The organism is Synechococcus sp. WH 8109, from assembly GCF_000161795.2.
Taxonomy (GTDB): Bacteria; Cyanobacteriota; Cyanobacteriia; order PCC-6307; family Cyanobiaceae; genus Parasynechococcus.
This window is the reverse complement of the sequence record NZ_CP006882.1, coordinates 1802741-1823996: the sequence shown is the minus strand read 5'-3', so window position 1 is coordinate 1823996 and position 21256 is coordinate 1802741. Positions and strand designations below refer to the sequence as shown.

Sequence of the window (21256 nt, the reverse complement as noted above, 5' to 3'; positions counted from 1 at the left end):
GTCGCCGGCAGGCCAAAGATCAGCCTACGAAGCGGCCTGATCATGCCGGAACTGACAGAATCCGATCACTTGAAGTTCAAGGATGGGCACCACCCGTCTCGTCAGCCGTCGCCGTCAGGATTCCGGCGCTAAATGGGCCCGCATCGCCATGGCGGTGCTGGCCACCGCTGGGCTGATCGACACCGGTTCGATCACGTTGAAGCGATGGGGTCTGCTCGGTAACCTCACCTGTCCGATGGGAGCCGACGGTTGCGACAAGGTGCTTAACAGCGCCTGGGGCACAGTGTTCGCCGGGATTCCGCTCTCCTTGGTAGGGGTGCTGGCCTATGGCGCTGTGCTGCTGATGGCGCTGCTGCCACTGTTGCCAGGGCTGCAAGAGAACAAGGGTGACCTGTCCCGCCGCACCTGGTGGGGGCTGTTCACTGTGTCCCTCGGTATGGCCGTCTTCAGCGGTGTGCTGTTGGGGGTGATGCTGCTCAAGATCCAGGCTTTCTGTTTTTTCTGCGTTCTTTCGGCTGCGCTGTCCCTCGTCCTGTTTGTGCTGTCCATCGTTGGTGGTGGTTGGGACGACTTGGGTCAGCTGCTGTTCCGCGGCGTGCTTCTGGCCCTGGCGGTGCTGCTGGGGGGGTTGATCTGGGCGTCGGTGGTGGATCCAAACCGGCCCGACGCTGTGGCCAGCGGATCCGGCGTTGCACCCGTTGTCACCACCGAGAGCACGTCCGCTTCGATCGCTTTGGCTGAGCACCTCGCCAGCAGCGGCGCCCTGATGTATTCCGCCTACTGGTGCCCCCACTGTCACGAACAGAAGGAGCTGTTCGGCAAGCAGGCCTCGGATCAGCTGAACGTCGTGGAGTGTGCGCCGGACGGTGAGAACAACCAGGCCGATCTCTGCCGAAGTAAGGGATTGGAGGGTTTCCCCAGCTGGGAGATCAACGGCAGCATCGATTCCGGGGTGAAGGGGCTCGACACCCTTGCGGAACTCAGTGGCTACAAGGGCGACACCGACTTCTGAATCAGGACTGCCCTCAGTCCCGGACGGCACGGGTGACGATGCCCCGTTGCCGTTGTTGCCGGGAATGCTGCCTCCATTGCGGTAGCGGCGCAGGAGCATCGCTGCGGTAATGGCCTCCCCGGCTTTCTCCGCGAAACAGGCAGGCCTCCAGCATCAGACGGCTGGTTAGCAACCTGTGGTGGAGATCCAGCAACAGGTTCAGATCGCGTCGGCTGCTTTCGGCCAACCGTCTGGGGGCACAGGGGTCTTGCCGTAGCAGTGCCTGGAGCAGTGCCTGCTGCTCCAGATGTTGTTCGTCGGCTTTCACCTTGCCGATGGCCTGGCGCAGTCCGGCGGCGGATCGTTCCACCCCCGCCCGTCGCCAGCAGAGCTGCCGCAGTTGCTCGATGGCGTTGATCAAGTGCGAACTGCTGCAGCCGTCGAGGTCCAAGGCAAGCGGTTGCGTTGTGTCGCTGGCGAGGGCCGCTGGGGCAGGGCCGAGCTCGATCTCTTTGAGGCGATGGGCGAACACCAGGCACTCCATCAGGGAGTTGCTGGCCAGTCGGTTGGCGCCGTGCAGGCCTGTGCAGGCCACTTCTCCCACGGCATAGAGCCCCGGCAGTGTGGTGGCGGCCTGTAGGTCTGTGGCCACCCCTCCCATCCAGTAGTGGGCGGCTGGGGCCACGGGGATTGGTCGTTCCAATGGATTCAGTCCGAGTTCGTCGCAGCGGTCCAGGATCGTTGGGAAGCGTCGCTCCGCTTGCTCTCGCGGGATGGCGGCAAAGTCGAGCCACATCTGTTTCACCTGCTGCCGCTGCATGGCCTGCATCAAGGCTCGGCTCACCTGGTCCCGCGGTGAGAGGTCGCGTTGGGGCAGGTGGGCCACAGGGCTGCCCCCGAGGGCATCCACCAGCACGCCGCCCTCTCCGCGAACGGCTTCGGAGATCAGAAAGCAGGGGGCGTCATCCAGGCGGATGGCCGTTGGATGAAACTGAACGAATTCCAGATCTTCCACGGCTGCGCCCGCCTGCCAGGCGAGGGCGATGCCTTCGCCACAGGCCTGGGCTGGGTTGGTGGTGTTGGCGTACAGATGACCACCACCGCCGCTGGCCAACACCACGGCGCGGGCTTCGATCCCGTGAAGATGCGGCCCATCCAGCACCTGTACGCCGCAACAGCGCCCATCGCGCACCAGCAGCTGCGTCACGCGAACGCCGCGGCGGTGCAGTAACCCCGGTCGTTGCTCAACACGATCCCGCAGCACATCCACCAGGGCTCTCCCTGTGCGGTCTTGCACATGCAGCACTCGTCTGTGGCTGTGGGCTGCTTCCAGGGTGGTGGCCAGACCGTCCTGATCCCGGTCGAAGGCCATGCCCAGCTGCTCTAAGCGCTCCACGCAATGGGGTGCCTCTTGCACCAACAGCCGCACCGCATCGCCATCGCAAAGGCCGGCTCCAGCTAGAACGGTGTCCTTCGCATGGCTGTCGGCGCTGTCCTCCTTGCGGGTCACCGCGGCAATGCCCCCCTGGGCCCAGCGGCTGGAAGAACGCTGGCCCGTGTTGCGGTTGAGCAGCAACACCTTGAACTCCGGCGGCAGATCAAGGCAGGTCATCAAGCCAGCAGCCCCGGCACCGATCACCACCACGTCCCAGGGACCTGAGGGAATGGGATCAGAGCTGCGGGGCTGGGCCATCACGGGGACAAAAAAACCGCCGGTGGTCCGGCGGTTCAAGCAGTCACAACCAGTGTGACGGGGTCAGGAATCAGCGGTATTGGCCGTCGTTGATTCGGTCGTCTCCCTCGTTTAGAGCAATGGAGGGAGGAGTGACGGTGAAGTTGTCGCGGTACTTCGCGAACAGCTCCTGCTGACGCTCGGTCAGATCAAGAGACAGCACATCGTCAACGCTGTCGTAAGGGCCACCCAGCACGATCTTGCCGGCCATGGTCGGGTACATCCCGGGGAACTGCTGGAAACGTCGCACGGAGGAATTGTTCAAATCCACCTTGCCGTCGCGTGCGGCAATTTTGTCGTCCGCAATGTTGCGGATCTCATTGCCGGAATACTTGTTGCGAAGGTCGTCGTCGGCGTAGACGCTGCTCGGAAGCACGAGGCCTGCCATCAGGCTCGCCATCACTAGTACGCCGGTCAGCCAGCTCAGAAGCCGCTTCATCTCAACTCTCGATCAGGGGTCGGAACGGGTCGACCGGCAGTGCCGGCTCCGGAAGACTACAAGTCGTTGCGCCGTTCAAGCCCTTGAACCGGTGCAGCTTTTGCAGTTCGTTTCACTCGATCAGGCCACTGAGCCCGGGCTGCAGCAAGGACGAAAGCAGGAACAAGCCGTCCACCCAAAGGGTGGTGATCAAGACGGCAGCGGCCATGGATCCCGCATCACCGGTGAAACCGCTGTCGTTCCTGCTCAGGCGACGTCCAGCCAACAGAACGAGGAATGCTGAGATCACCAGAGTGACCAGAGGCAAGGGCTGGAGTAGATGCGTCCCCGCTTGATGCAGCAGTAGCGGCGCTTGATCGAGGGAGGCCGTCACCACTGCGGGCCAGAACTGCATCACGCCGGTGGCCGCCATGGCCAGGTCAGTGCAAGCTGTGCCCACCAGGGACGACAAATAAAACGTCGCCGCCAGGCGCCAGCGCCCCTGCAGGCCACCCAAGGCCACAGGTACGGCGAAGGCTTCCACCGGTAAATGCAGAACGGGATGGGCCCGCAGCCAACCCCAGAAAATGCACCCTGCCAGCCAGCTGCCGCTGAAACCCACAAGCAGGGAACCCAGGTCGGATGTTGTTTGGGAGCGGCTCTGATGCATCACCAGTCCCGCTGCAACCAGAACTCCGGTGAACAAGGTGGCTGAGAACGGATCCAGCCTCACCCAGGGGGCTTGCAGGAAGACCGGCAGCACCACCATGGCTGCGGCGATGCGGGCCACGGGAAAGGACCACGACCGAGCGGGGGCTGATGTTTGCCAGGTGCCGCCGATCAAATGTCCTTTGTGAAGAAAGTCACGGAACCTTAGAAGACATCCTCAGGTGACGCGGCTGACATGCCCGGTTTGCCTGCCGGAGATACCGTCAGAGCGATACCCACACGTTGATGGCGGACACCTCTGCATCCCTCACCCTGCTTGAGGCCTGCTGGCGTGATCTGGTGTTGGGGGTGGTTCAAGGACTCACTGAATTTCTGCCAATCAGCAGCACCGCCCATCTGAAGGTGGTTCCTGAGCTCCTGGGTTGGGGCGATCCGGGTGTCTCCGTGACCGCCGCTATTCAGCTGGGCAGCATCGTTGCCGTTATCGCCTATTTCCGCACCGACTTAAGCCAGGTGCTGCGGGGCATCAGCCGCGCCTTTCGCAATGGCCAGTGGCGCGAACCCGAGACGCGCCTCGGGTTCGCCATGGTTGTGGGGACCTTGCCGATCTTGCTGATCGGATTAGGGATCAAATTCGCCTGGGCCCAGGGCTACGAACAGTCAACCCTGCGCAGTGTTCCCTCGATTGCCATTGTCTCGATTGTGATGGCTTTGTTGCTGGCCTTGGCTGAACGAGTCGGCGCAAGGCGCAAGCAGCTTCAAGGGGTTTCAGGCCGCGATGGCCTGCTGGTGGGGCTGGCCCAGGCCCTCGCATTGATCCCGGGGGTCTCGCGTTCCGGCAGCACCCTTACGGCGGCCCTGTTCGGCTGTTGGCAGCGTGCTGATGCAGCCCGCTTTTCCTTTCTTTTAGGCATTCCCGCCATCTCCATCGCGGGTCTGGTGGAGCTCAAGGATGCTTTAGCCGCAAGCCCTGGCAACGGTCCCCTGCCGTTGCTGGTCGGAATTGGTTCGGCTGCAGTGGTGTCGTGGCTCGCGATCGATTGGTTGCTGAAGTTCCTGCAGCGCAACAGCACCTGGGTCTTCGTCGCTTACCGGCTGCTGTTCGGGCTCCTGTTGCTGGTCTGGTGGGGCGTTCACGGCGCAAACTGAGTTCAGATGAAGTTCGGCTTGTGTGGAATGAGCCATCCGCCGGGGTTGCTGTTGCAGCTCTGGATCCAAGTGGCAGTGGTCGTCAACCGCAGCCCGCGGTGGTGGCGTCCGTGGAGCCCGGCTCGATCGGGGAGGAGCTGGGTTTTGAGCCGGGTGATCAGTTGCTCAGCATCAATGGCATTCGCCCTCGCGATCTGATCGATTACCGCTACCTCTGCGTGGAGGAGGAGCTTTGCCTTGAGGTGCGTGATGCAAATGGTGCGATGCATCTGGTGGAGTTGGAGAAGGATGCCGATGACGGCCTTGGGCTGGCTTTCACTGAGGCTCTGTTCGATGGCTTGCGCCAGTGCAACAACAACTGTCCGTTCTGTTTCATCGATCAGCAGCCTCCGGGGCGGCGCGACAGTCTCTATCTCAAAGACGACGATTACCGGCTGAGTTTTCTCTATGGCTCCTATCTGACGCTCACCAACCTGGGCGAGGCCGACTGGCAGCGAATTGAAGAGCAGCGTTTATCGCCGTTATTTGTGTCGGTGCATGCCACGGATCCCGAGCTGCGTTCACGACTGCTGGTGAATCCGCGTGCTGCCCAGGTGATGGACCAGCTCGCCTGGTTTGATCAGCGCGATCTGCAAATCAATGCCCAGGTTGTGGTTTGTCCGGGACTGAATGACGGTCCTGTCTTGGAGAGAACGCTGAACGACCTCGCCTCCTTCGCGGCTGGCCCCTGGCCGGCGGTGCTGTCTGCGGCGGTGGTGCCGGTTGGGCTCACCCGCTTCAGGCCGGCTGACGATGGCTTGGTTCCTGTGGATCCTGACTGCGCGCGCAGGGTGATTGCTCAGGTGGCACCGATGCAGCAGCACTTTCGGGAGGTTTTGGGCACCCGTTTCGCCTGGCTCTCCGATGAGTGGTACCTGGTGGCGGGATTGCCCTTGCCGCCCCGGGACAACTACGAGGATCTTCCGCAGCAGGAAAACGGCGTAGGCAGCATCCGTGCCTTCCTAGAGGAGTTGGATGCCGCAACTGAGGATTTGCCCAGCGCGGTCCCTCATCCCCGTCGTTGCAGCTGGGTGGTCGGTCAGATCGTGGCTCAGGCGTTGCAGCCTGTGGCTGAACGGCTGAATGCTGTTGATGGCGTCGAGTTTCACCTGATCGGGTTGCCGAGTCCTTATTGGGGGCAGGATCAAGTGGTGACCGGATTGCTGACTGGACAGGATCTGCTGACTGGCTTACAGGGCCAAGAGTTGGGCGATGAGCTGCTGCTGCCATCGGTGATGTTGCGGCAAGGGGAGCCCGTCTTTCTCGATGACATGACCCTGGAAGCCCTGGCCGCGCAATTACCGGTTCCCATTCAGATCGTGCATGGGGCGGCTGACGTCGTGGACTCAGTTTTGGGTGCCGTAGAGGAAAATCCCTAAGCTCTTAAAAGATTTTTATTTGCTGTGCGCCGGTTTTCCGCGGGTTTTTGTCTCGTAGCGGGCGTTGTCTCTTCCGGTGTCCCATCTGCGCTCAGTCAAGACGCTTCACGAGCTGAGTCGGCATTGATTGACCAGGCAAATCTCCGGGATGCGATCGATGTCAAGGGTGCTCGTCCCAAGTCTGATCCTTCTGTGATGGCTCCAGCAGTGAATGCTTTGCCGCCGTCCCTTGAAAATCTGGTTGCTTCTCCACCCTTGGCTCTCCCCGATGCGCCATCCCAGGTGCGCACCCATCAGCTGCGCCCCATAACTCTGGAGGAAGCAATTCAGCTGGCCGAATTCAACAGCCCCAAGCTCAAAGCTGCTGCCAGTCAGGTTGATCAGGCCAAGTCTTCGTTACGTGCAGCCATTGCGGCCTGGTACCCCACCGTCGACCTTTCGGCCAGTGGTCTCCCCGAGTATTTCCAGTCCTACACCAACCGAAATCCAGATTTTGGATCTGACACATATGCCCGTATTTGGACAGTCAATGGTGCCTTAAGTGTGAGGTGGGATTTGATTAATCCCGCAAGAGTTCCGCAAATTGCTGCGGCTCGGGATCGTTATGAGCGAGCCGGTGACTCCTACTTGATTGCTCTTAGGGACCTCCGTTTGCAGGCGCAGACGGCCTACTTCGCTCTCCAGAAAGCCGATGAGGGGGTGCGCATTGGCCAAGACTCTGTCAAAGCATCGTTGGTCAGCTACCGCGATGCGCGGGCGCGCTTCAACGCAGGCGTGAACACCAAGTTGGACGTCCTGGAAGCGGAGACCCAACTCGCTCGTGACCGCAACCTTTTGACATCCAATCTTCGTCTTCGGGACGAGCAGCGACACCTCCTAGCCAGGGTGCTTGACCTTCCTCAAGACGTCACTCCGACCGCCGCGACGCCCTCGCGACCCATGGGCCTCTGGGATTCCTCCCTGCAGGAAAGCATCGTTGCTGCCTATAAGTACCGAGAAGAACTTGATCAACTGATTCTCGATATCTCCATTAACAACAGCCAAGCGAATGCATCTTTGGCTGCTGTTCAGCCTGTTCTTAGCTTTGTGAACTCCACCACGGCGTACCGATCGGAAGGTCAATCCGCCAAGGCATCGTTGAGCGAGATCGACATGGGCGATTTCACCAATGGGTTTCAGAACAGCACGGCTCTGACGGCAAGTTGGCGCTTGTTTGACGGTGGTCGAGCTCGTGCTGAATACCAGCGTTCCAAGCAGGTTGCTCAGCAGATCCGCTTCGATTTCGCCAATCTGCGTAACCAGATCCGTTTTGAGGTGGAGCAAAGCTTTTTCGGCTTGCGAGCAGCTATTCAGGGCATCGACACCACAGCTGCTGAGGTCCTTGCATCACGCGAATCCCTGCGTTTATCTCAGCTGCGGGTTCAGGCCGGCGTTGGCGTGCAGAGGGAAGTGGTTAACACCCAGCGTGATCTCACCCAGGCTGAGCTGAAATATGCCAGCGCCGTCAGTGACTACAACACCAATTTGGCGCAGCTACAACGCCGCACAGGTCTTGATGCCTTGCTGGCCTGCAATGCGGTTTCGTTATCGGCCACAAAGCCGGAACTTGATCAACCATCGATACCGATTGAGCCCACGCCGCTTAAGACTGCGTGCCCACCGGTGGCCACTGCAGGTTCGTCGGTGAATCAAATTGATCCCAGCCCTCTTCAGCCTCTGTGGTGACGTCGGTGCTGAGTGACGATCAACTGGGCGCAGTCCATCTGTTGCTGGATCGCATCCGTGCTCGTCAGTTGCAGGACTTTGGTCAGATCGGCTCTGACGTAAAGCCCGATGGCTCCCTAATTACGGACTGCGATCGCTGGAGTGATGCCTCTCTGGTGGAGGGTCTGGCCAGCATCGCCCCTGGTGAAGGTGTCCTTAGTGAGGAAGGTTCGAAAACAGTTCCGAAAACGCGGGCCTACTGGGTTGTGGATCCTTTGGACGGGACCACCAATTTTGCTGCGGGCATTCCCTATTGGGCGATTTCCGTGGCTCGCTTTGTCGACGGCCGTCCCAGTGAGGTTTTCCTGGATGTGCCAGCTCTGAACCAACGCTTTGTCGCTTTGCGTGGTCGGGGTGCCACTCGAAACAATCAGCCTTTGACCTCGGAGACTCGAGTCCTGGCCACAAGTGCATGCGTCTCTCTTTGCAGTCGCTCCATTCGCGTGCTGCAGCGCAAACCGGATCAGCGTTTTCCAGGGAAGATCCGTTTGCTTGGTGTCGCCAGCCTCAATTTGGTGAGTGTTGCGATGGGACAGACCATCGCCTCACTTGAAGCCACGCCCAAGTTATGGGATCTGGCGGCAGCTTGGTTGGTGCTGGACGAACTGGGTTGTCCGATTCGCTGGTTGGATGCGGATCCTGCCCGACTCACTCCAGGAGAAGACGTTTCCGAGCTCGGCTTCCCCATGTTGGCGGCCGGTTCATGGGCTCACCTAGCGCGTTTTCTCCCCTGGGGAGAAGCTCTGGTTCAGCCCTGAAGAGTCTCTGTTGCGACAGCGGGGGATGTGGTGTTATGGTTTTGTCTTGCGCGGGAGCCGAGAGGCTGTTGCGCAAGCCGAAGCGCTTGAGGCGAAAGTCTTGATGTGTCTGAGGCGACTTACGAGACCAAGAGGGAGCGATCCCACGGTGTTGTAAGTTCTTCAAGCGGTCGCGAGAGGCCGCGCTGACCAACCAACCGATCTCCTGAGAGGGAGTGAGGAAAAGTTTGGTCGCACCTGGACAATTGAAAAGTTTAGGAACTGACGCTTTCATCGCGTTTAGTTCTGAGCCGAACCGAGAGGTGAGGTGAGGAGCTGAATGAAAGAGCGATGAAGGTGTGAGGTCCCGTCAAAAAATTTCGTTGCGCTGAAGCAATTCGCTGCAACGGGAGAGTTTTCACGAACTCTCTTGTTGTCGGTGTGCGAATTGTGGAGCAACAACCGGATCTGAGATCCCGGAAAGTCATTGACAGAGAAATCTAGAGATGCACTCTTAAGAACCCTTTTGTGTCAGCGAAAGGAGGCCTCAACTGTTGCCAGTTTTCACTGAGCGATGGGTGACGCAAATCATTTTGAGGAAGCGAAAGTTTCTAAGAGGAAATGATCTACAACGGAGAGTTTGATCCTGGCTCAGGATGAACGCTGGCGGCGTGCTTAACACATGCAAGTCGAACGAACCTTCGGGTTAGTGGCGGACGGGTGAGTAACGCGTGAGAATCTGCCCTCAGGAGGGGGACAACAGCTGGAAACGGCTGCTAATACCCCATATGCCGCGAGGTGAAATGAATTTCGCCTGAGGATGAGCTCGCGTCTGATTAGCTAGTTGGTGTAGGTAATGGCTCACCAAGGCATCGATCAGTAGCTGGTCTGAGAGGATGATCAGCCACACTGGGACTGAGACACGGCCCAGACTCCTACGGGAGGCAGCAGTGGGGAATTTTCCGCAATGGGCGAAAGCCTGACGGAGCAACGCCGCGTGAGGGATGAAGGCCTCTGGGCTGTAAACCTCTTTTATCAAGGAAGAAGATCTGACGGTACTTGATGAATAAGCCACGGCTAATTCCGTGCCAGCAGCCGCGGTAATACGGGAGTGGCAAGCGTTATCCGGAATTATTGGGCGTAAAGCGTCCGCAGGCGGCCCTTCAAGTCTGCTGTTAAAAAGTGGAGCTTAACTCCATCATGGCAGTGGAAACTGTTGGGCTTGAGTGTGGTAGGGGCAGAGGGAATTCCCGGTGTAGCGGTGAAATGCGTAGATATCGGGAAGAACACCAGTGGCGAAGGCGCTCTGCTGGGCCATCACTGACGCTCATGGACGAAAGCCAGGGGAGCGAAAGGGATTAGATACCCCTGTAGTCCTGGCCGTAAACGATGAACACTAGGTGTCGGGGGAATCGACCCCCTCGGTGTCGTAGCCAACGCGTTAAGTGTTCCGCCTGGGGAGTACGCACGCAAGTGTGAAACTCAAAGGAATTGACGGGGGCCCGCACAAGCGGTGGAGTATGTGGTTTAATTCGATGCAACGCGAAGAACCTTACCAGGGTTTGACATCCTGCGAATCTCTTGGAAACAGGAGAGTGCCTTCGGGAACGCAGTGACAGGTGGTGCATGGCTGTCGTCAGCTCGTGTCGTGAGATGTTGGGTTAAGTCCCGCAACGAGCGCAACCCACGTCTTTAGTTGCCAGCATTTAGTTGGGCACTCTAGAGAGACTGCCGGTGATAAACCGGAGGAAGGTGTGGATGACGTCAAGTCATCATGCCCCTTACATCCTGGGCTACACACGTACTACAATGCTACGGACAAAGGGCTGCAAGTTCGCGAGGACAAGCAAATCCCATAAACCGTGGCTCAGTTCAGATCGTAGGCTGCAACTCGCCTACGTGAAGGCGGAATCGCTAGTAATCGCAGGTCAGCATACTGCGGTGAATACGTTCCCGGGCCTTGTACACACCGCCCGTCACACCATGGAAGTTGGCCACGCCCGAAGCCGTTACTCCAACCCTTGTGGAGGAGGACGTCGAAGGTGGGGCTGATGACTGGGGTGAAGTCGTAACAAGGTATCCGTACCGGAAGGTGCGGATGGATCACCTCCTAACAGGGAGACAACACAATGATTTTGATGCCTGAGTGTTTTTATTCTTAGGCCGAAATCCTGTCACCTTAGGTCGATCGGTACCTCAGCTTTGAAGTTAAGAATCAGCAGAAATGTTGATTGCTTAATGGAGATTTTCAGTTCCTAAACTTTGTCTAGGTCACACCCCAAAAGGGATGAGACTCCTGGGCCATTAGCTCAGGTGGTTAGAGCGCACCCCTGATAAGGGTGAGGTCCCTGGTTCAAGTCCAGGATGGCCCATTCGGTGTTGGGGGTTTAGCTCAGTTGGTAGAGCGCCTGCTTTGCAAGCAGGATGTCAGGAGTTCGAGTCTCCTAACCTCCACTGACCGAACTTGATTCCCATCTCCAATTCTTTTGGAGTTGAGCTCGATTGGAGTGTGATTTAGATGTGTCCGCTGGATGACCCCAGCTTCCTGTCATTCCAAGTTTTAGGTTAAAGCCTTGAATTTGGTTGATAAGATGCTGGGCTCGGATCAAATAATCAAGAAATTGATGATTTGATTTGAAGTTCTAGCAGAACCTTGACAACTGCATAGGTGAGTCTGGAAAAAACAAAGCATCTTACAGATGCATTGTTTTGAATCTGATCTTCTGAAAGGGAGATTGGATCTAGAACAATGAAAATTCTTTTGAGCAAGAGCCGAGACTCTTGAATGTTCTTTGATTCGTGTCGAGCGAATCAGAGTTTGATCTTGTTTTTAGCAATAAAAACTTGAGAATCTGCTTTCAACGGCGGTAAGCGTTCAGGAGGTTAATTGGTCAAGCTACAAAGGGCTCACGGCGGATACCTTGGCACACAGAGGCGATGAAGGACGTGGTTACCTGCGATAAGTCTCGGGGAGCTGGAAGCACGCTTTGATCCGAGAATTTCCGAATGGGGCAACCCTTAATACGGCCAGCTGAATCCATAGGCTGGCACGAGCCAACCCAGCGAACTGAAACATCTTAGTAGCTGGAGGAAAGGAAAGTAAAAACGACTCCCTAAGTAGCGGCGAGCGAACGGGGAAGAGCCTAAACCGATACTTTCGAGTATCGGGGTTGTGGGACAGCAACGTGTATCAGGAATGTTAGGAGAAGTGCTTGAATGGCACGCCACAGAGGGTGAAAGCCCCGTAACCGAAAACTGAACTGAGCTAGCTGTATCCCGAGTAGCACGGAGCACGTGAAATTCCGTGTGAATCCGCGAGGACCACCTCGTAAGGCTAAGTACTACTGTGTGACCGATAGCGAAACAGTACCGCGAGGGAAAGGTGAAAAGAACCCCGGGAGGGGAGTGAAATAGAACATGAAACCGTGAGCCTACAAGCAATGGGAGCCCTACTTATAGGGTGACCGTGTGCCTGTTGAAGAATGAGCCGGCGACTTATAGGCACTGGCGGGTTAAACCGGAAATGGTGGAGCCATAGCGAAAGCGAGTCTGAATAGGGCGTTTGTCAGTGTTTATAGACCCGAACCCGGGTGATCTAACCATGGCCAGGATGAAGCTTGGGTGATACCAAGTGGAGGTCCGAACCGACTGACGTTGAAAAGTCAGCGGATGAGCTGTGGTTAGGGGTGAAATGCCAATCGAACCCGGAGCTAGCTGGTTCTCCCCGAAATACGTTGAGGCGTAGCGTCTCGTGCTCCAGCAGGGGGGTAAAGCCACCATTTCGGTGCGGGCTGCGAGAGCGGTACCAAATCGAGATGAACTCTGAATACCCTGTGTGTAGCGAGGCAGTCAGACTGTGGGGGATAAGCTCCATGGTCGAGAGGGAAACAGCCCAGACCGCCAGCTAAGGTCCCCAAATCAACACTAAGTGATAAAGGAGGTGGGATTGCATAGACAACCAGGAGGTTTGCCTAGAAGCAGCCATCCTCAAAGGAGTGCGTAATAGCTCACTGGTCGAGCGATCCTGCGCCGAAAATGAACGGGGCTAAGTGTTGTACCGAAGCTGCGGATTTTTATGGTAGGGGAGCGTTCTATGTGGGGCGAAGCGTTAGCGTGAGCGGGCGTGGACTGCATAGAAGTGAGAATGTCGGCTTGAGTAGCGAAAACATGGGTGAGAATCCCATGCACCGAAACCCTAAGGGTTCCTCCGGCAGGCTCGTCCGCGGAGGGTTAGTCTGGACCTAAGGCGAGGCCGAAAGGCGTAGTCGATGGATAACAGGTCAACATTCCTGTACCGGTCATGTTTTGGGAAGAGGGACGGAGAAGGCTAGCCAAGCCAGATGTTGGTTACTGGTTCAAGCGTTCGAGGCGTTGAGGAGCGGTGAAAACGTTCCGAGCTGAGGCGTGAGTACGAGCTGCTACGGCAGCGAAGTTGGTGACGTCAAGCTTCCAAGAAAGCTCTATACCCGTTAAGCATGACTGCCAGTACCCGAAACCGACACAGGTGGGGTGGTAGAGAATACCGAGGTGCGCGAGGTAACTCTCTCTAAGGAACTCGGCAAAATGGCCCCGTAACTTCGGGAGAAGGGGTGCCACCGCAAGGTGGTCGCAGTGAAGAGGCCCTGGCGACTGTTTACCAAAAACACAGGTCTCCGCTAAGTCGCAAGACGATGTATGGGGGCTGACGCCTGCCCAGTGCCGGAAGGTTAAGGAAGCCGGTCAGCGTAAGCGAAGCTGGCGACTGAAGCCCCGGTGAACGGCGGCCGTAACTATAACGGTCCTAAGGTAGCGAAATTCCTTGTCGGGTAAGTTCCGACCCGCACGAAAGGCGTAACGATCAGGGCGCTGTCTCGGAGAGAGGCTCGGCGAAATAGAATTGTCTGTGAAGATGCGGACTACGTACACCTGGACAGAAAGACCCTATGAAGCTTTACTGTAGCTTGGTATTGTGCCCGGGCTCTGAATGCGCAGGATAGGTGGGAGACGTTGATCTCATGCTTGCGGGTATGAGTTAGTCACTGGTGAGATACCACTCTTTCAGAGCTAGGGTTCTAACGTTCACCCGTTATCCGGGGAGCGGACAGTATCAGGTGGGCAGTTTGACTGGGGCGGTCGCCTCCTAAAAGGTAACGGAGGCGCACAAAGGTTTCCTCAGGCTGGTTGGAAATCAGCTGACGAGTGCAAAAGCAGAAGGAAGCTTGACTGTGAGACCTACAAGTCGAACAGGGACGAAAGTCGGTTTTAGTGATCCGACGGTTCTGAGTGGAAGGGCCGTCGCTCAACGGATAAAAGTTACTCTAGGGATAACAGGCTGATCTCCCCCAAGAGTTCACATCGACGGGGAGGTTTGGCACCTCGATGTCGGCTCATCGCAACCTGGGGCTGAAGTCGGTCCCAAGGGTTGGGCTGTTCGCCCATTAAAGCGGTACGCGAGCTGGGTTCAGAACGTCGTGAGACAGTTCGGTCCATATCCGGTGTACGCGCAGGAACATTGAGAGGATTTCTCCCTAGTACGAGAGGACCGGGAGGAACGCACCTCTGGTGTACCAGTTATCGTGCCAACGGTAAACGCTGGGTAGCCATGTGCGGAGTGGATAACCGCTGAAAGCATCTAAGTGGGAAGCCCACCTCAAGATGAGTGTTCCCATGGGGTAACCCAGTAAGGTCACGGGAAGAACACCCGTTGATAGGCTCTACGTGGAAGTCCAGTAATGGATGCAGCGGAGGAGTACTAATAGACCGAGGGCTTGACCAACATTTTGGTTCTTGCCTGAAGACTAATTTCTTTGTTTGATTCAGACGTGCAGCGTTAGCTGCAGATCCTATGCAGTTCTCAGGGTTCACCCCTTGAGAATGTTTATCTATCCTGGTGTCCATGGCGGTGTGGTCCCACTCCGATCCATCCCGAACTCGGTTGTGAAACGCATCAGCGGCGACGATATTTGGGGGGTAGCCCCCTGAGAAAATAGCTCGATGCCAGGTAAAACATTCTCTGAATAGGTTGATGATGTGCTGATTGCTGAAGCAATCACCATCGCCACCCGCGAAGAAGCCACCTCATCATGAGGTGGCTTTTTTGTTGTAAGGTTTTAGTGGTCTTTTGCGCTCATCTGTGCCGAGACGTTCAATTGCTCGACGTTTAAGTGGGCAAATCTGGCAGGCATGTCAGCGTTGGAATAACGCTGAATGTGTGGATTTAAGTGCCGCTTTTGCGTATTTCGTTCTTCAGTCGTTCTTCCCGCTTCTTCTGATTGCGTTGTCTGTCGCTGCACGGGTGTTTGGTAGAACGGATAGTCTCGATAATGTGTTGGCATCCGTGACGCAGGTCTTACCGCCATCAGCAACCAGCCTGGTTGATTCAACTTTGCGTGGCTTGGTCGATCAAGGCTTCGGGGCTGGAATCCTCGGTGTTGTTGTTTTACTTCTCACGGCTAGTAACGCTTACTTGACGCTCCAGCGTGGAGCTGATCGGCTGTGGTCCGAGATTCTGCCGGAGTCATCAATTGGTTTGTCTTGGTGGCAACAAGTTGTGCAGTTTTGTCGAACGCGTGTTGAGGCTTTTCTGACGGTTTTTGCAATATCTGTTTTGATTATTTTTCAACAGTTAGTGCTTAGTGTCGGGCAGCTTCCAGAAGAGATTCTTGGTGTCTTGGATGGAGTTATTCCAGGCTTAATGGGATTTGTGCGCTCAAGTCCCATTCTTCCCCTCGGGCGGATAATTGTCCCCGCCTTGATCTTGTCCTTGATGGCCTGGCTGCTTCAGGTGGTGTTGCCCAGTCGTCGTGTTCCTTCGATTCCTCTCATTCCAGGCTCGTTGTTGATTGGATTTGGTCTGGCTTTTCTCAACAAAATTCTGAGTTTGAGTATTGTTTCTCTGGGTAATCGCTATCAGGCCTATGGCGTAATTGGTAGTGTTTTGGTCTTGACGCTTTGGGTTTGGTTGGTGGGTGTAATTCTTTATTTTGGACAGTGTTTAAGTGTGGAATTGGTTGCAGTTCGTCTTGCCAAGCCTCGGCTCGGAGAACCGAACAGTGTGACGTCTTGAACTTTGATTCAATTCTGCGAAGCTAATTCAACGGACCTTCTCCGTTGAAGCCAATGAATCGACCACCAGCAGTGTTGTGGATTGCAGTTGTTTTGCTGCTGCTTGTGCCAACCGCTGCCGGTCGTCTCTTGCTTGATCTCGCCGGTGGTGTGCTGCTGGCTCTTTTGGCGCTTCCTTTGATCCTCTCGGGGCTTGGCTGGATTGGTTGGAAACTTTTGCAGTCCAGGATGATCAGCTGTACCGCTTGCGGTGCCACCGGACTGAAGGGGGCTGGAGTCTGTGCGGTCTGTGGAACGCCCTATCCCAGTGCAGGTGAAAATCCTGCCAGTGCAGCAGCCCCATCTACTCCCGCCAGCGATCTCACCATTGACGTGGTCGCTCAGGACGTGGATTCCGATTCTTGAGCCTGCAGCTGTCGTTCCCGCAGGAACAAGAAAAACGGAGCAGCACAGGCAAAGGCCACGCCAAAACTTAAGGGGATGGCCAGCCACCAGCCTTTGATCTTCTGACGTGGGCCTTCCACGCAGATCCATAGTGTGACGGCACTGGCTCCCACCAGCAGGTCAGCGCTCAAGGAGCGTGAGGCGGCTGTGGTGCTGGCGTCGGCGATAAATCGCGCCAAATCAAAGGCCTGTCCACCTCCTTCAGCGATGAACTCCAGGTTGGCTTTCCAGGGCAGGATCGCTCCCAACACAGCCAGAAGCAGATAGATCCAAGGCAGGGCTTTACGCATTGTTCGTGGCTTTAAGGGTTGTGGGATCGAGTTCGATAATTGATTGTTCGACGCTGTCGAGCAGGTTCTGGCAACGGCTCAGATAAACCTCGCCGTGGAGAACTTTTTGCTGCAAGTCCGCCAAGGGAACATTGTCGTTCTGCAGCTCAGCAAGCAGCAGATCCAGAGCCTGCATGGCTTCTTCGTAGCTCAGGCTTTCGGCATCCTTTCGCCACACTTCGATGCGATCACGGTGCACTTTGTTGACTTGGCGCTTGCTCATCAGGAGGTGGTGTTGGGGTCACTGCGCTGGATCTGATCGACCCGGGCCTCAAGGTTTCCGTCGCTCACTCGAATGTTGAGCTGATCACCGATCTTGACGGATTCCAGGCTTGAGATGGACTCGCCGGCTTCGTTGCTAATCAGGGCCAAGCCGCGTTTCAGCCAGCGTTCCGGCGAAAGTGCCTTGAGCAATTGGTGCTTTTGGGCCAGCTCCTGGCGAAAGCGCCTGATCTTCTCCAGTGGAGACTGTTGCTGCAGCGCAATGGCCCGATCCTGGAGCCGCTGACGCTCGCGATGAATCCTCCCTAGCAGTGCCTCTTTCAATCGGCTTTGCCGTTGCACAAGTCCCTGGTGTTCCGCCTCGCGGTCGGGCAGCAGTGCCACAATCGCCGCCGTTGGCGTGGCTGCGCGATGGTCTGCCACCAGATCGGCGACGGTGAGATCGTCCTCATGCCCCAGGCCTGTCACGACCGGTATGGGGTAGTGCGCCAGGAGGCGGCAAAGGACCTCGTTGTCGAACACTGCTAAGTCTTCTCGGCTGCCACCGCCGCGGGCGAGCACCAAAGCTTGAAGTCCCAGCTCGGTGGAGCGTTCAGCCAAGCTTTCCAGGGTGCTGATAATCGTCGGAGCCACGGACCCCTGCACAGGAATCGGCACCACGATCAGTTGGGTCAGGGGCCAGCGTTCCGCCGCGGTACGGAGCATGTCGGCCAGGGCGGAGCTGGGCACGCTAGTGAGCACTGCGATGGAGGAGGGTTGGCTCGGAAGCGGCCTCCGACGCCTGGGGTCGATCACCTCTTCCTGTTCCAGCAGCTGACGCACCCGTTCAAAGTCACGGAGCACCGTGCTGAGGCTGGGGCGGATGTCCAGCGCCTGAACCGTAAGGCTGGCTCGCGCTGCCCAGAAATTGAGCTTGCCCACAACGGTGACGCCGTCCCCGTCCTTGGGCTGGTAGCTCAACTGCGCCAGTTTTGAAGCCCACACCACACTGGAAATACTGGCGGAGCCATCGGTGAGCGTGAGCCAGAGGTGACCCTTCTTGAGTTGAGGGCGTGAGACCGTTGCTTCCAGCAAAAAACGCGGCGCAAAGCCGCGTTCCAGCAGGCTTCCGATGGCTGTGTTCAGCTCAGCAACGGAGTAGGTCGGAAGACGATCAACGCTCAAGGCGGCTGTAGGCGTAACCCCAGTAAACGCAGACAACGGCCGAGATGGTGGTCAGCAGAACGCCCCAGTGCTGGTGGATTTGGGTGGCACCAATTGTGCAGATCACCAAGGCGCTGCTGAGCAGCCTTGATCCATCACGTCTGTTCTGAACGTAAAGCGGTGCCAACGACAGCCTCGGCGGAATTCTTCCCACTGTGCTGCATCAGCGGAGGCTGGTGGAGAGACAACAAAAAACCCCCCGACAGGTCGGGGGGGTCTATGAATCCGCGAATCGGAATCAGCCGAGGCCGATCTGAGTCAGGATGCCTTGGCCGGTCAGGAGCTCGGTGCCGAGGCCGATCACAAAGCCCATCATGGCCAGACGACCGTTCCAGGTCTCAGCGAAGTTGACGAAGCCGAAGCGTGCATTGTCGGACATGGGTTGAATCGTTTGGATGTGGACCAATGTAACAAAGGTTGGAGTTTTGTTGCATGTGCTAAGGGCTACTCAATTGGGCTTTTGCCTGTTTTTCAAGGTTGTCATCCGTCCGACCGGCGCTTGGTCCGGGACGTCGGCAGCGCCTGTCGAGGGTCTTCGGGCCAGGGGTGCTTGGGGTAGCGCCCTCGCATTTCCCGGCGCACCTCCTGGTAGCTGCCTTCCCAGAAGCCTTTGAGGGCGCGGGTGCGTTGCAGGGGGCGTCCGGCTGGTGAGAGCAGCTCCAGCGTGACGGGGATACGGCCGTTCAGCACGCGGGGGCCGTCGTCAGATCCGAACATCTCCTGCAATTTCACGGCGAGGATCGCCTCGTCGGCGGTGTAAAGCAGCGCGGCTTGCCGGCCGGAGGGGATTGGGATGCGGCGCGGCAGCAGGTCATCCAGCTGTTGCCTGAAGCTCCAGTCCAGATCGCCCCAGAGTGCTTCTTCTAAGGCTGTCGCGCTGATGTCGCTCCAGCCCAGACAGCCTTCCAGGCTTGGACCAAGCCAGGTGTCAGCCTGCTCCAGCAGGGTTGTCAGATCGCGATCAGGCCAGGGGACGCCCACCTGTTGGTGCATCCATGCCAGCCGTTGGCGCAGCTGATCGCTGCTGTCCGTCCAGGGCAGGACATCAAGACTGCCATTCTTCTTCAGCTGCTCGATCAGCAGGGTGCGGCACAGCGCTGCGGCTGGCGAAGGTTGTGGCGTTCGGTGCACCACCAATGCCCCCAGTTTGAGCTGGCGTTCGGCACGGACCCGCTGGCGTTCGGGATCCCAGCGGGCCTCGTCCTGCCAGTAGCCGTCCCGCTCAGCGATGCTTTCCAGGGTGCCCTGGCTGAGGGCCACCGCCATCTGGATCCGCGTGTCACGGCCGCCCATGTCGACCCTGGCGACGGCCAGGGCTGGACTGCCCTGGAGCGGATCCCAGGGCAGCAGGGTGGCTCCGCGGCCCTGACGCAGCCGATAGCGACCGACCTGGCCTGGACGCTGTTGAGCCAGCCATTCCGGAAAGGCCGCCAGGATCAGATCGCCAGCATTGACGGAAGCGTCTCGCTTCTGGGGTGAGGTACCCAGTCGCTTCAGCTGGCGGTGAAGTTGCTGACTGAGCGTTCGTAGGGATGAATGGCGCTGGATGCTGTTGAGACGAGCTTCGAGATCGCTGCCGACCTGGCGGCGATCGAAGGGATCCCGTTCGCTGAGGATGGCCGCCAGATCACAGCCCAGCTGGGGGACGCCCTGTTCGTGGGCCTCCACCAGCAGCATGCCGAGACGAGGGTGAACGCCGAGGCCGCCGATCAGCCGTCCCCGATCGCTGATCCGGCCGTCGTGTTCCAGCAGACCGAGCTGTTGAAGGCCGTGCTGCCCCTCCTGCATGGCTGCTGAGGGGGGAGGGTCCAGCCACGGCAGCTCTTCACCCAGCCCAGCCCCCCACTGGGCCAGTTCCATCAGCACGGGCTGGGGATCTGCTAACAGCAGTTCAGGGGGGTGAAAGGGGGGGCGCCGCTGTTGCTCTGCCGGAGACCAGAGGCGGATGCAGTGGCCCGGGCATTGCCGGCCTGCCCGGCCCCGGCGCTGCTCTGCACTGGCCAGGCTGGAGACGGTGGTCTCAAGGCCCTCCATGCGGGTGTTGGGGTCGTAACGCAGTTGACGGCTGAGGCCGCTGTCAATAACCAGGCGCACCCCATCAATCGTGAGGGAGCTCTCGGCAATGGCGCTGGCCAGGATGATGCTGCCGTCCTGGTTAGGGTCGCAGCGCTGCAGGGCTAAACTCTGCTTCTGCAGGGGCATTTGGCCATGCAGCGCCTGAATCTTCCAGTTCTGCAGGGAATGGGCTGCTGTCAGGGTTTGCATGCAGCGTTCAATCTCCGTCAGCCCCGGCAGGAAGACCAGAACACCGCTGCCTTGCGGTTGGTCGAGGGCGTGTTGCTCGATGGCGCGTAACACCTGCTTCGGCAGGGGTTCGTCCGGCCGTGGTGGTTGGTGGTGGGTGTCCACCGGGTGACTGCGGCCCGGGCTTTCCAGCACCGTTGCTTCGGGCAGTCGTTCCTTCAGATCGGATAGATCCAGCGTGGCCGACATCAAGATCACGGCGAGATCTGGATTCAGCAGAGGCCTCGCCTCGCGCAGCAAGGCGAGGGATAGGTCCGTATCACGCCCACGCTCATGAAATTCATCGAAGATCACGCACCCCACTCCATCCAGCGAGGGGTCGCTCTGCAAGCGCCGCAGGAAGAGGCCGTCGGTGATCACCTCCACCTGGGTGCGCTTGGATCGCTTCTGTTCCCCGCGCACGGCATAACCGATGCGCGCGCCGATGTCTTCTCCAAGGCTCTCGGCAAGACGGGCGGCGGCCGATTTGGTGGCCAGCCGCCGCGGCTCAATCATCCAGATTTTCCGATGCTCTGCAAAAAAAACGCCCTCGCCTTCTGTTAGGGCTCCGATCAGCGCCAGGGGAACCCGTGTGGTCTTGCCCGCCCCGGGCGGTGCCTGGAGCAGAACCGTTCTCCCCGGGCGGACCGCAGAACAGATCTGCTTCAACAGGGCGTCGATCGGGAACTGGCTCAACGCGGTGTTGCCGCTCGATTCACGGGATGAGATTCATCAGGCCTAAAAGCACCAGGCTGCTGATGGCGCCGACGGCCGCCAACAGCCGCACAAGCGGGCCGATGGAAACGACAAGGGAGGCCATGAAGACTTTCTTAAAGGCCGGATTGATTCCGGT

Annotated in this window: 16 protein-coding genes, 2 tRNA genes and 3 rRNA genes; 12 read left to right on the top strand and 9 right to left on the bottom strand. The window is 58.1% G+C overall.

Going from position 1 to position 21256, the window contains the following annotated elements:
* Nucleotides 1-82 precede the first annotated feature (82 nt).
* Entirely contained in the window at nt 83-1012 is a 930-nt protein-coding gene (locus tag Syncc8109_RS09860) for a vitamin K epoxide reductase family protein (protein WP_006852106.1), read from the top strand.
* Nucleotides 1013-1025: 13 nt separating this feature from the next.
* On the opposite strand, the gene nadB is transcribed toward Syncc8109_RS09860, so the two are convergent.
* From nadB to Syncc8109_RS09845, 3 genes are all read right to left on the bottom strand, one after another.
* Nucleotides 1026-2684 carry an L-aspartate oxidase gene (gene nadB / locus Syncc8109_RS09855; protein ID WP_025362531.1) on the bottom strand — a complete coding sequence of 553 codons (1659 nt, stop codon included), beginning with the start codon at nt 2682-2684 and terminating at the stop codon, nt 1026-1028.
* 70 nt (nt 2685-2754) lie between these two features.
* Complete coding sequence (gene psbU / locus Syncc8109_RS09850; RefSeq protein ID WP_006850581.1) at nt 2755-3162, bottom strand: photosystem II complex extrinsic protein PsbU; 408 nt, start codon at nt 3160-3162, stop codon at nt 2755-2757.
* Between the two features lie 112 nt (nt 3163-3274).
* Nucleotides 3275-3985, bottom strand: coding sequence for a DUF3120 domain-containing protein (locus Syncc8109_RS09845; protein ID WP_025362530.1), 711 nt, complete (start codon nt 3983-3985; stop codon nt 3275-3277).
* A gap of 110 nt (nt 3986-4095) precedes the next feature.
* On the opposite strand from Syncc8109_RS09845, the gene Syncc8109_RS09840 reads away from it, so the two are divergent.
* The 11 genes from Syncc8109_RS09840 to Syncc8109_RS09790 all read left to right on the top strand — a co-directional run bounded on the left by Syncc8109_RS09840 (nt 4096) and on the right by Syncc8109_RS09790 (nt 16327).
* Nucleotides 4096-4959 carry an undecaprenyl-diphosphate phosphatase gene (locus Syncc8109_RS09840; RefSeq protein ID WP_025362529.1) on the top strand — a complete coding sequence of 288 codons (864 nt, stop codon included), beginning with the start codon at nt 4096-4098 and terminating at the stop codon, nt 4957-4959.
* 20 nt (nt 4960-4979) lie between these two features.
* The gene (locus tag Syncc8109_RS09835) at nt 4980-6377 is read left to right on the top strand and encodes a TIGR03279 family radical SAM protein (RefSeq protein WP_006852110.1); all 1398 of its coding nucleotides are present in this window, start codon (nt 4980-4982) and stop codon (nt 6375-6377) included.
* A gap of 24 nt (nt 6378-6401) precedes the next feature.
* Nucleotides 6402-8102 carry a TolC family protein gene (locus Syncc8109_RS09830; RefSeq protein WP_025362528.1) on the top strand — a complete coding sequence of 567 codons (1701 nt, stop codon included), beginning with the start codon at nt 6402-6404 and terminating at the stop codon, nt 8100-8102.
* Nucleotides 8096-8899 carry an inositol monophosphatase family protein gene (locus tag Syncc8109_RS09825; protein ID WP_006850629.1) on the top strand — a complete coding sequence of 268 codons (804 nt, stop codon included), beginning with the start codon at nt 8096-8098 and terminating at the stop codon, nt 8897-8899. Before Syncc8109_RS09830 ends, Syncc8109_RS09825 begins: the two co-directional genes overlap by 7 nt.
* A gap of 607 nt (nt 8900-9506) precedes the next feature.
* Nucleotides 9507-10992, top strand: a 16S ribosomal RNA gene (locus Syncc8109_RS09820).
* 184 nt (nt 10993-11176) lie between these two features.
* A tRNA-Ile gene (locus Syncc8109_RS09815) sits at nt 11177-11250 on the top strand.
* Between the two features lie 9 nt (nt 11251-11259).
* A tRNA-Ala gene (locus Syncc8109_RS09810) sits at nt 11260-11332 on the top strand.
* Nucleotides 11333-11767: 435 nt separating this feature from the next.
* Nucleotides 11768-14633: ribosomal RNA gene (locus Syncc8109_RS09805) — 23S ribosomal RNA — on the top strand.
* 110 nt (nt 14634-14743) lie between these two features.
* Nucleotides 14744-14860 (top strand): 5S ribosomal RNA (gene rrf / locus Syncc8109_RS09800).
* Together the 16S, 23S and 5S rRNA genes with 2 tRNA genes alongside form the textbook arrangement of a ribosomal RNA operon.
* Nucleotides 14861-14990: 130 nt before the next feature.
* On the top strand, nt 14991-15923 hold the full coding sequence (locus Syncc8109_RS09795) for a YihY/virulence factor BrkB family protein (protein WP_025362527.1): 933 nt from the start codon (nt 14991-14993) through the stop codon (nt 15921-15923).
* A 53-nt stretch (nt 15924-15976) separates the two neighbouring features.
* The gene (locus tag Syncc8109_RS09790; protein ID WP_025362526.1) at nt 15977-16327 is read left to right on the top strand and encodes a hypothetical protein; all 351 of its coding nucleotides are present in this window, start codon (nt 15977-15979) and stop codon (nt 16325-16327) included.
* On the opposite strand, the gene Syncc8109_RS09785 is transcribed toward Syncc8109_RS09790, so the two are convergent.
* The 6 genes from Syncc8109_RS09785 to hrpB form a co-directional block, all read right to left on the bottom strand.
* A complete protein-coding gene (locus Syncc8109_RS09785) occupies nt 16303-16656 on the bottom strand; it encodes a DUF2834 domain-containing protein (protein ID WP_006849661.1) in 354 nt (117 codons plus the stop codon). The two genes, Syncc8109_RS09790 and Syncc8109_RS09785, sit on opposite strands and share 25 nt — an antisense overlap.
* A complete protein-coding gene (gene xseB / locus Syncc8109_RS09780) occupies nt 16649-16918 on the bottom strand; it encodes an exodeoxyribonuclease VII small subunit (protein ID WP_006851241.1) in 270 nt (89 codons plus the stop codon). Before xseB ends, Syncc8109_RS09785 begins: the two co-directional genes overlap by 8 nt.
* The gene (xseA, locus tag Syncc8109_RS09775; protein WP_006851142.1) at nt 16918-18081 is read right to left on the bottom strand and encodes an exodeoxyribonuclease VII large subunit; all 1164 of its coding nucleotides are present in this window, start codon (nt 18079-18081) and stop codon (nt 16918-16920) included. Before xseA ends, xseB begins: the two co-directional genes overlap by 1 nt.
* Nucleotides 18071-18247 (bottom strand): hypothetical protein, encoded by a 177-nt coding sequence (locus Syncc8109_RS12710; protein WP_006850541.1) that lies wholly within the window; start codon nt 18245-18247, stop codon nt 18071-18073. Before Syncc8109_RS12710 ends, xseA begins: the two co-directional genes overlap by 11 nt.
* A 111-nt stretch (nt 18248-18358) precedes the next feature.
* Nucleotides 18359-18499, bottom strand: a complete 141-nt coding sequence (locus Syncc8109_RS09770; RefSeq protein ID WP_025362525.1) for a chlorophyll a/b-binding protein — start codon at nt 18497-18499, stop codon at nt 18359-18361.
* A gap of 101 nt (nt 18500-18600) precedes the next feature.
* Entirely contained in the window at nt 18601-21099 is a 2499-nt protein-coding gene (hrpB, locus tag Syncc8109_RS09765) for an ATP-dependent helicase HrpB (RefSeq protein WP_006850051.1), read from the bottom strand.
* Nucleotides 21100-21256: the final 157 nt, after the last annotated feature.

Coding starts and splice junctions, on each gene's coding strand:
- nadB (WP_025362531.1), bottom strand. CDS start 2,684: ATGGCCCAGCCCCGCAGCTCTGATCCCATTCCCTCAGGTCCCTGGGAC.
- Syncc8109_RS09790 (WP_025362526.1), top strand. CDS start 15,977: ATGAATCGACCACCAGCAGTGTTGTGGATTGCAGTTGTTTTGCTGCTG.
- psbU (WP_006850581.1), bottom strand. CDS start 3,162: ATGAAGCGGCTTCTGAGCTGGCTGACCGGCGTACTAGTGATGGCGAGC.
- Syncc8109_RS09785 (WP_006849661.1), bottom strand. CDS start 16,656: ATGCGTAAAGCCCTGCCTTGGATCTATCTGCTTCTGGCTGTGTTGGGA.
- Syncc8109_RS09770 (WP_025362525.1), bottom strand. CDS start 18,499: ATGTCCGACAATGCACGCTTCGGCTTCGTCAACTTCGCTGAGACCTGG.
- xseB (WP_006851241.1), bottom strand. CDS start 16,918: ATGAGCAAGCGCCAAGTCAACAAAGTGCACCGTGATCGCATCGAAGTG.
- Syncc8109_RS09840 (WP_025362529.1), top strand. CDS start 4,096: ATGGCGGACACCTCTGCATCCCTCACCCTGCTTGAGGCCTGCTGGCGT.
- Syncc8109_RS09860 (WP_006852106.1), top strand. CDS start 83: ATGGGCACCACCCGTCTCGTCAGCCGTCGCCGTCAGGATTCCGGCGCT.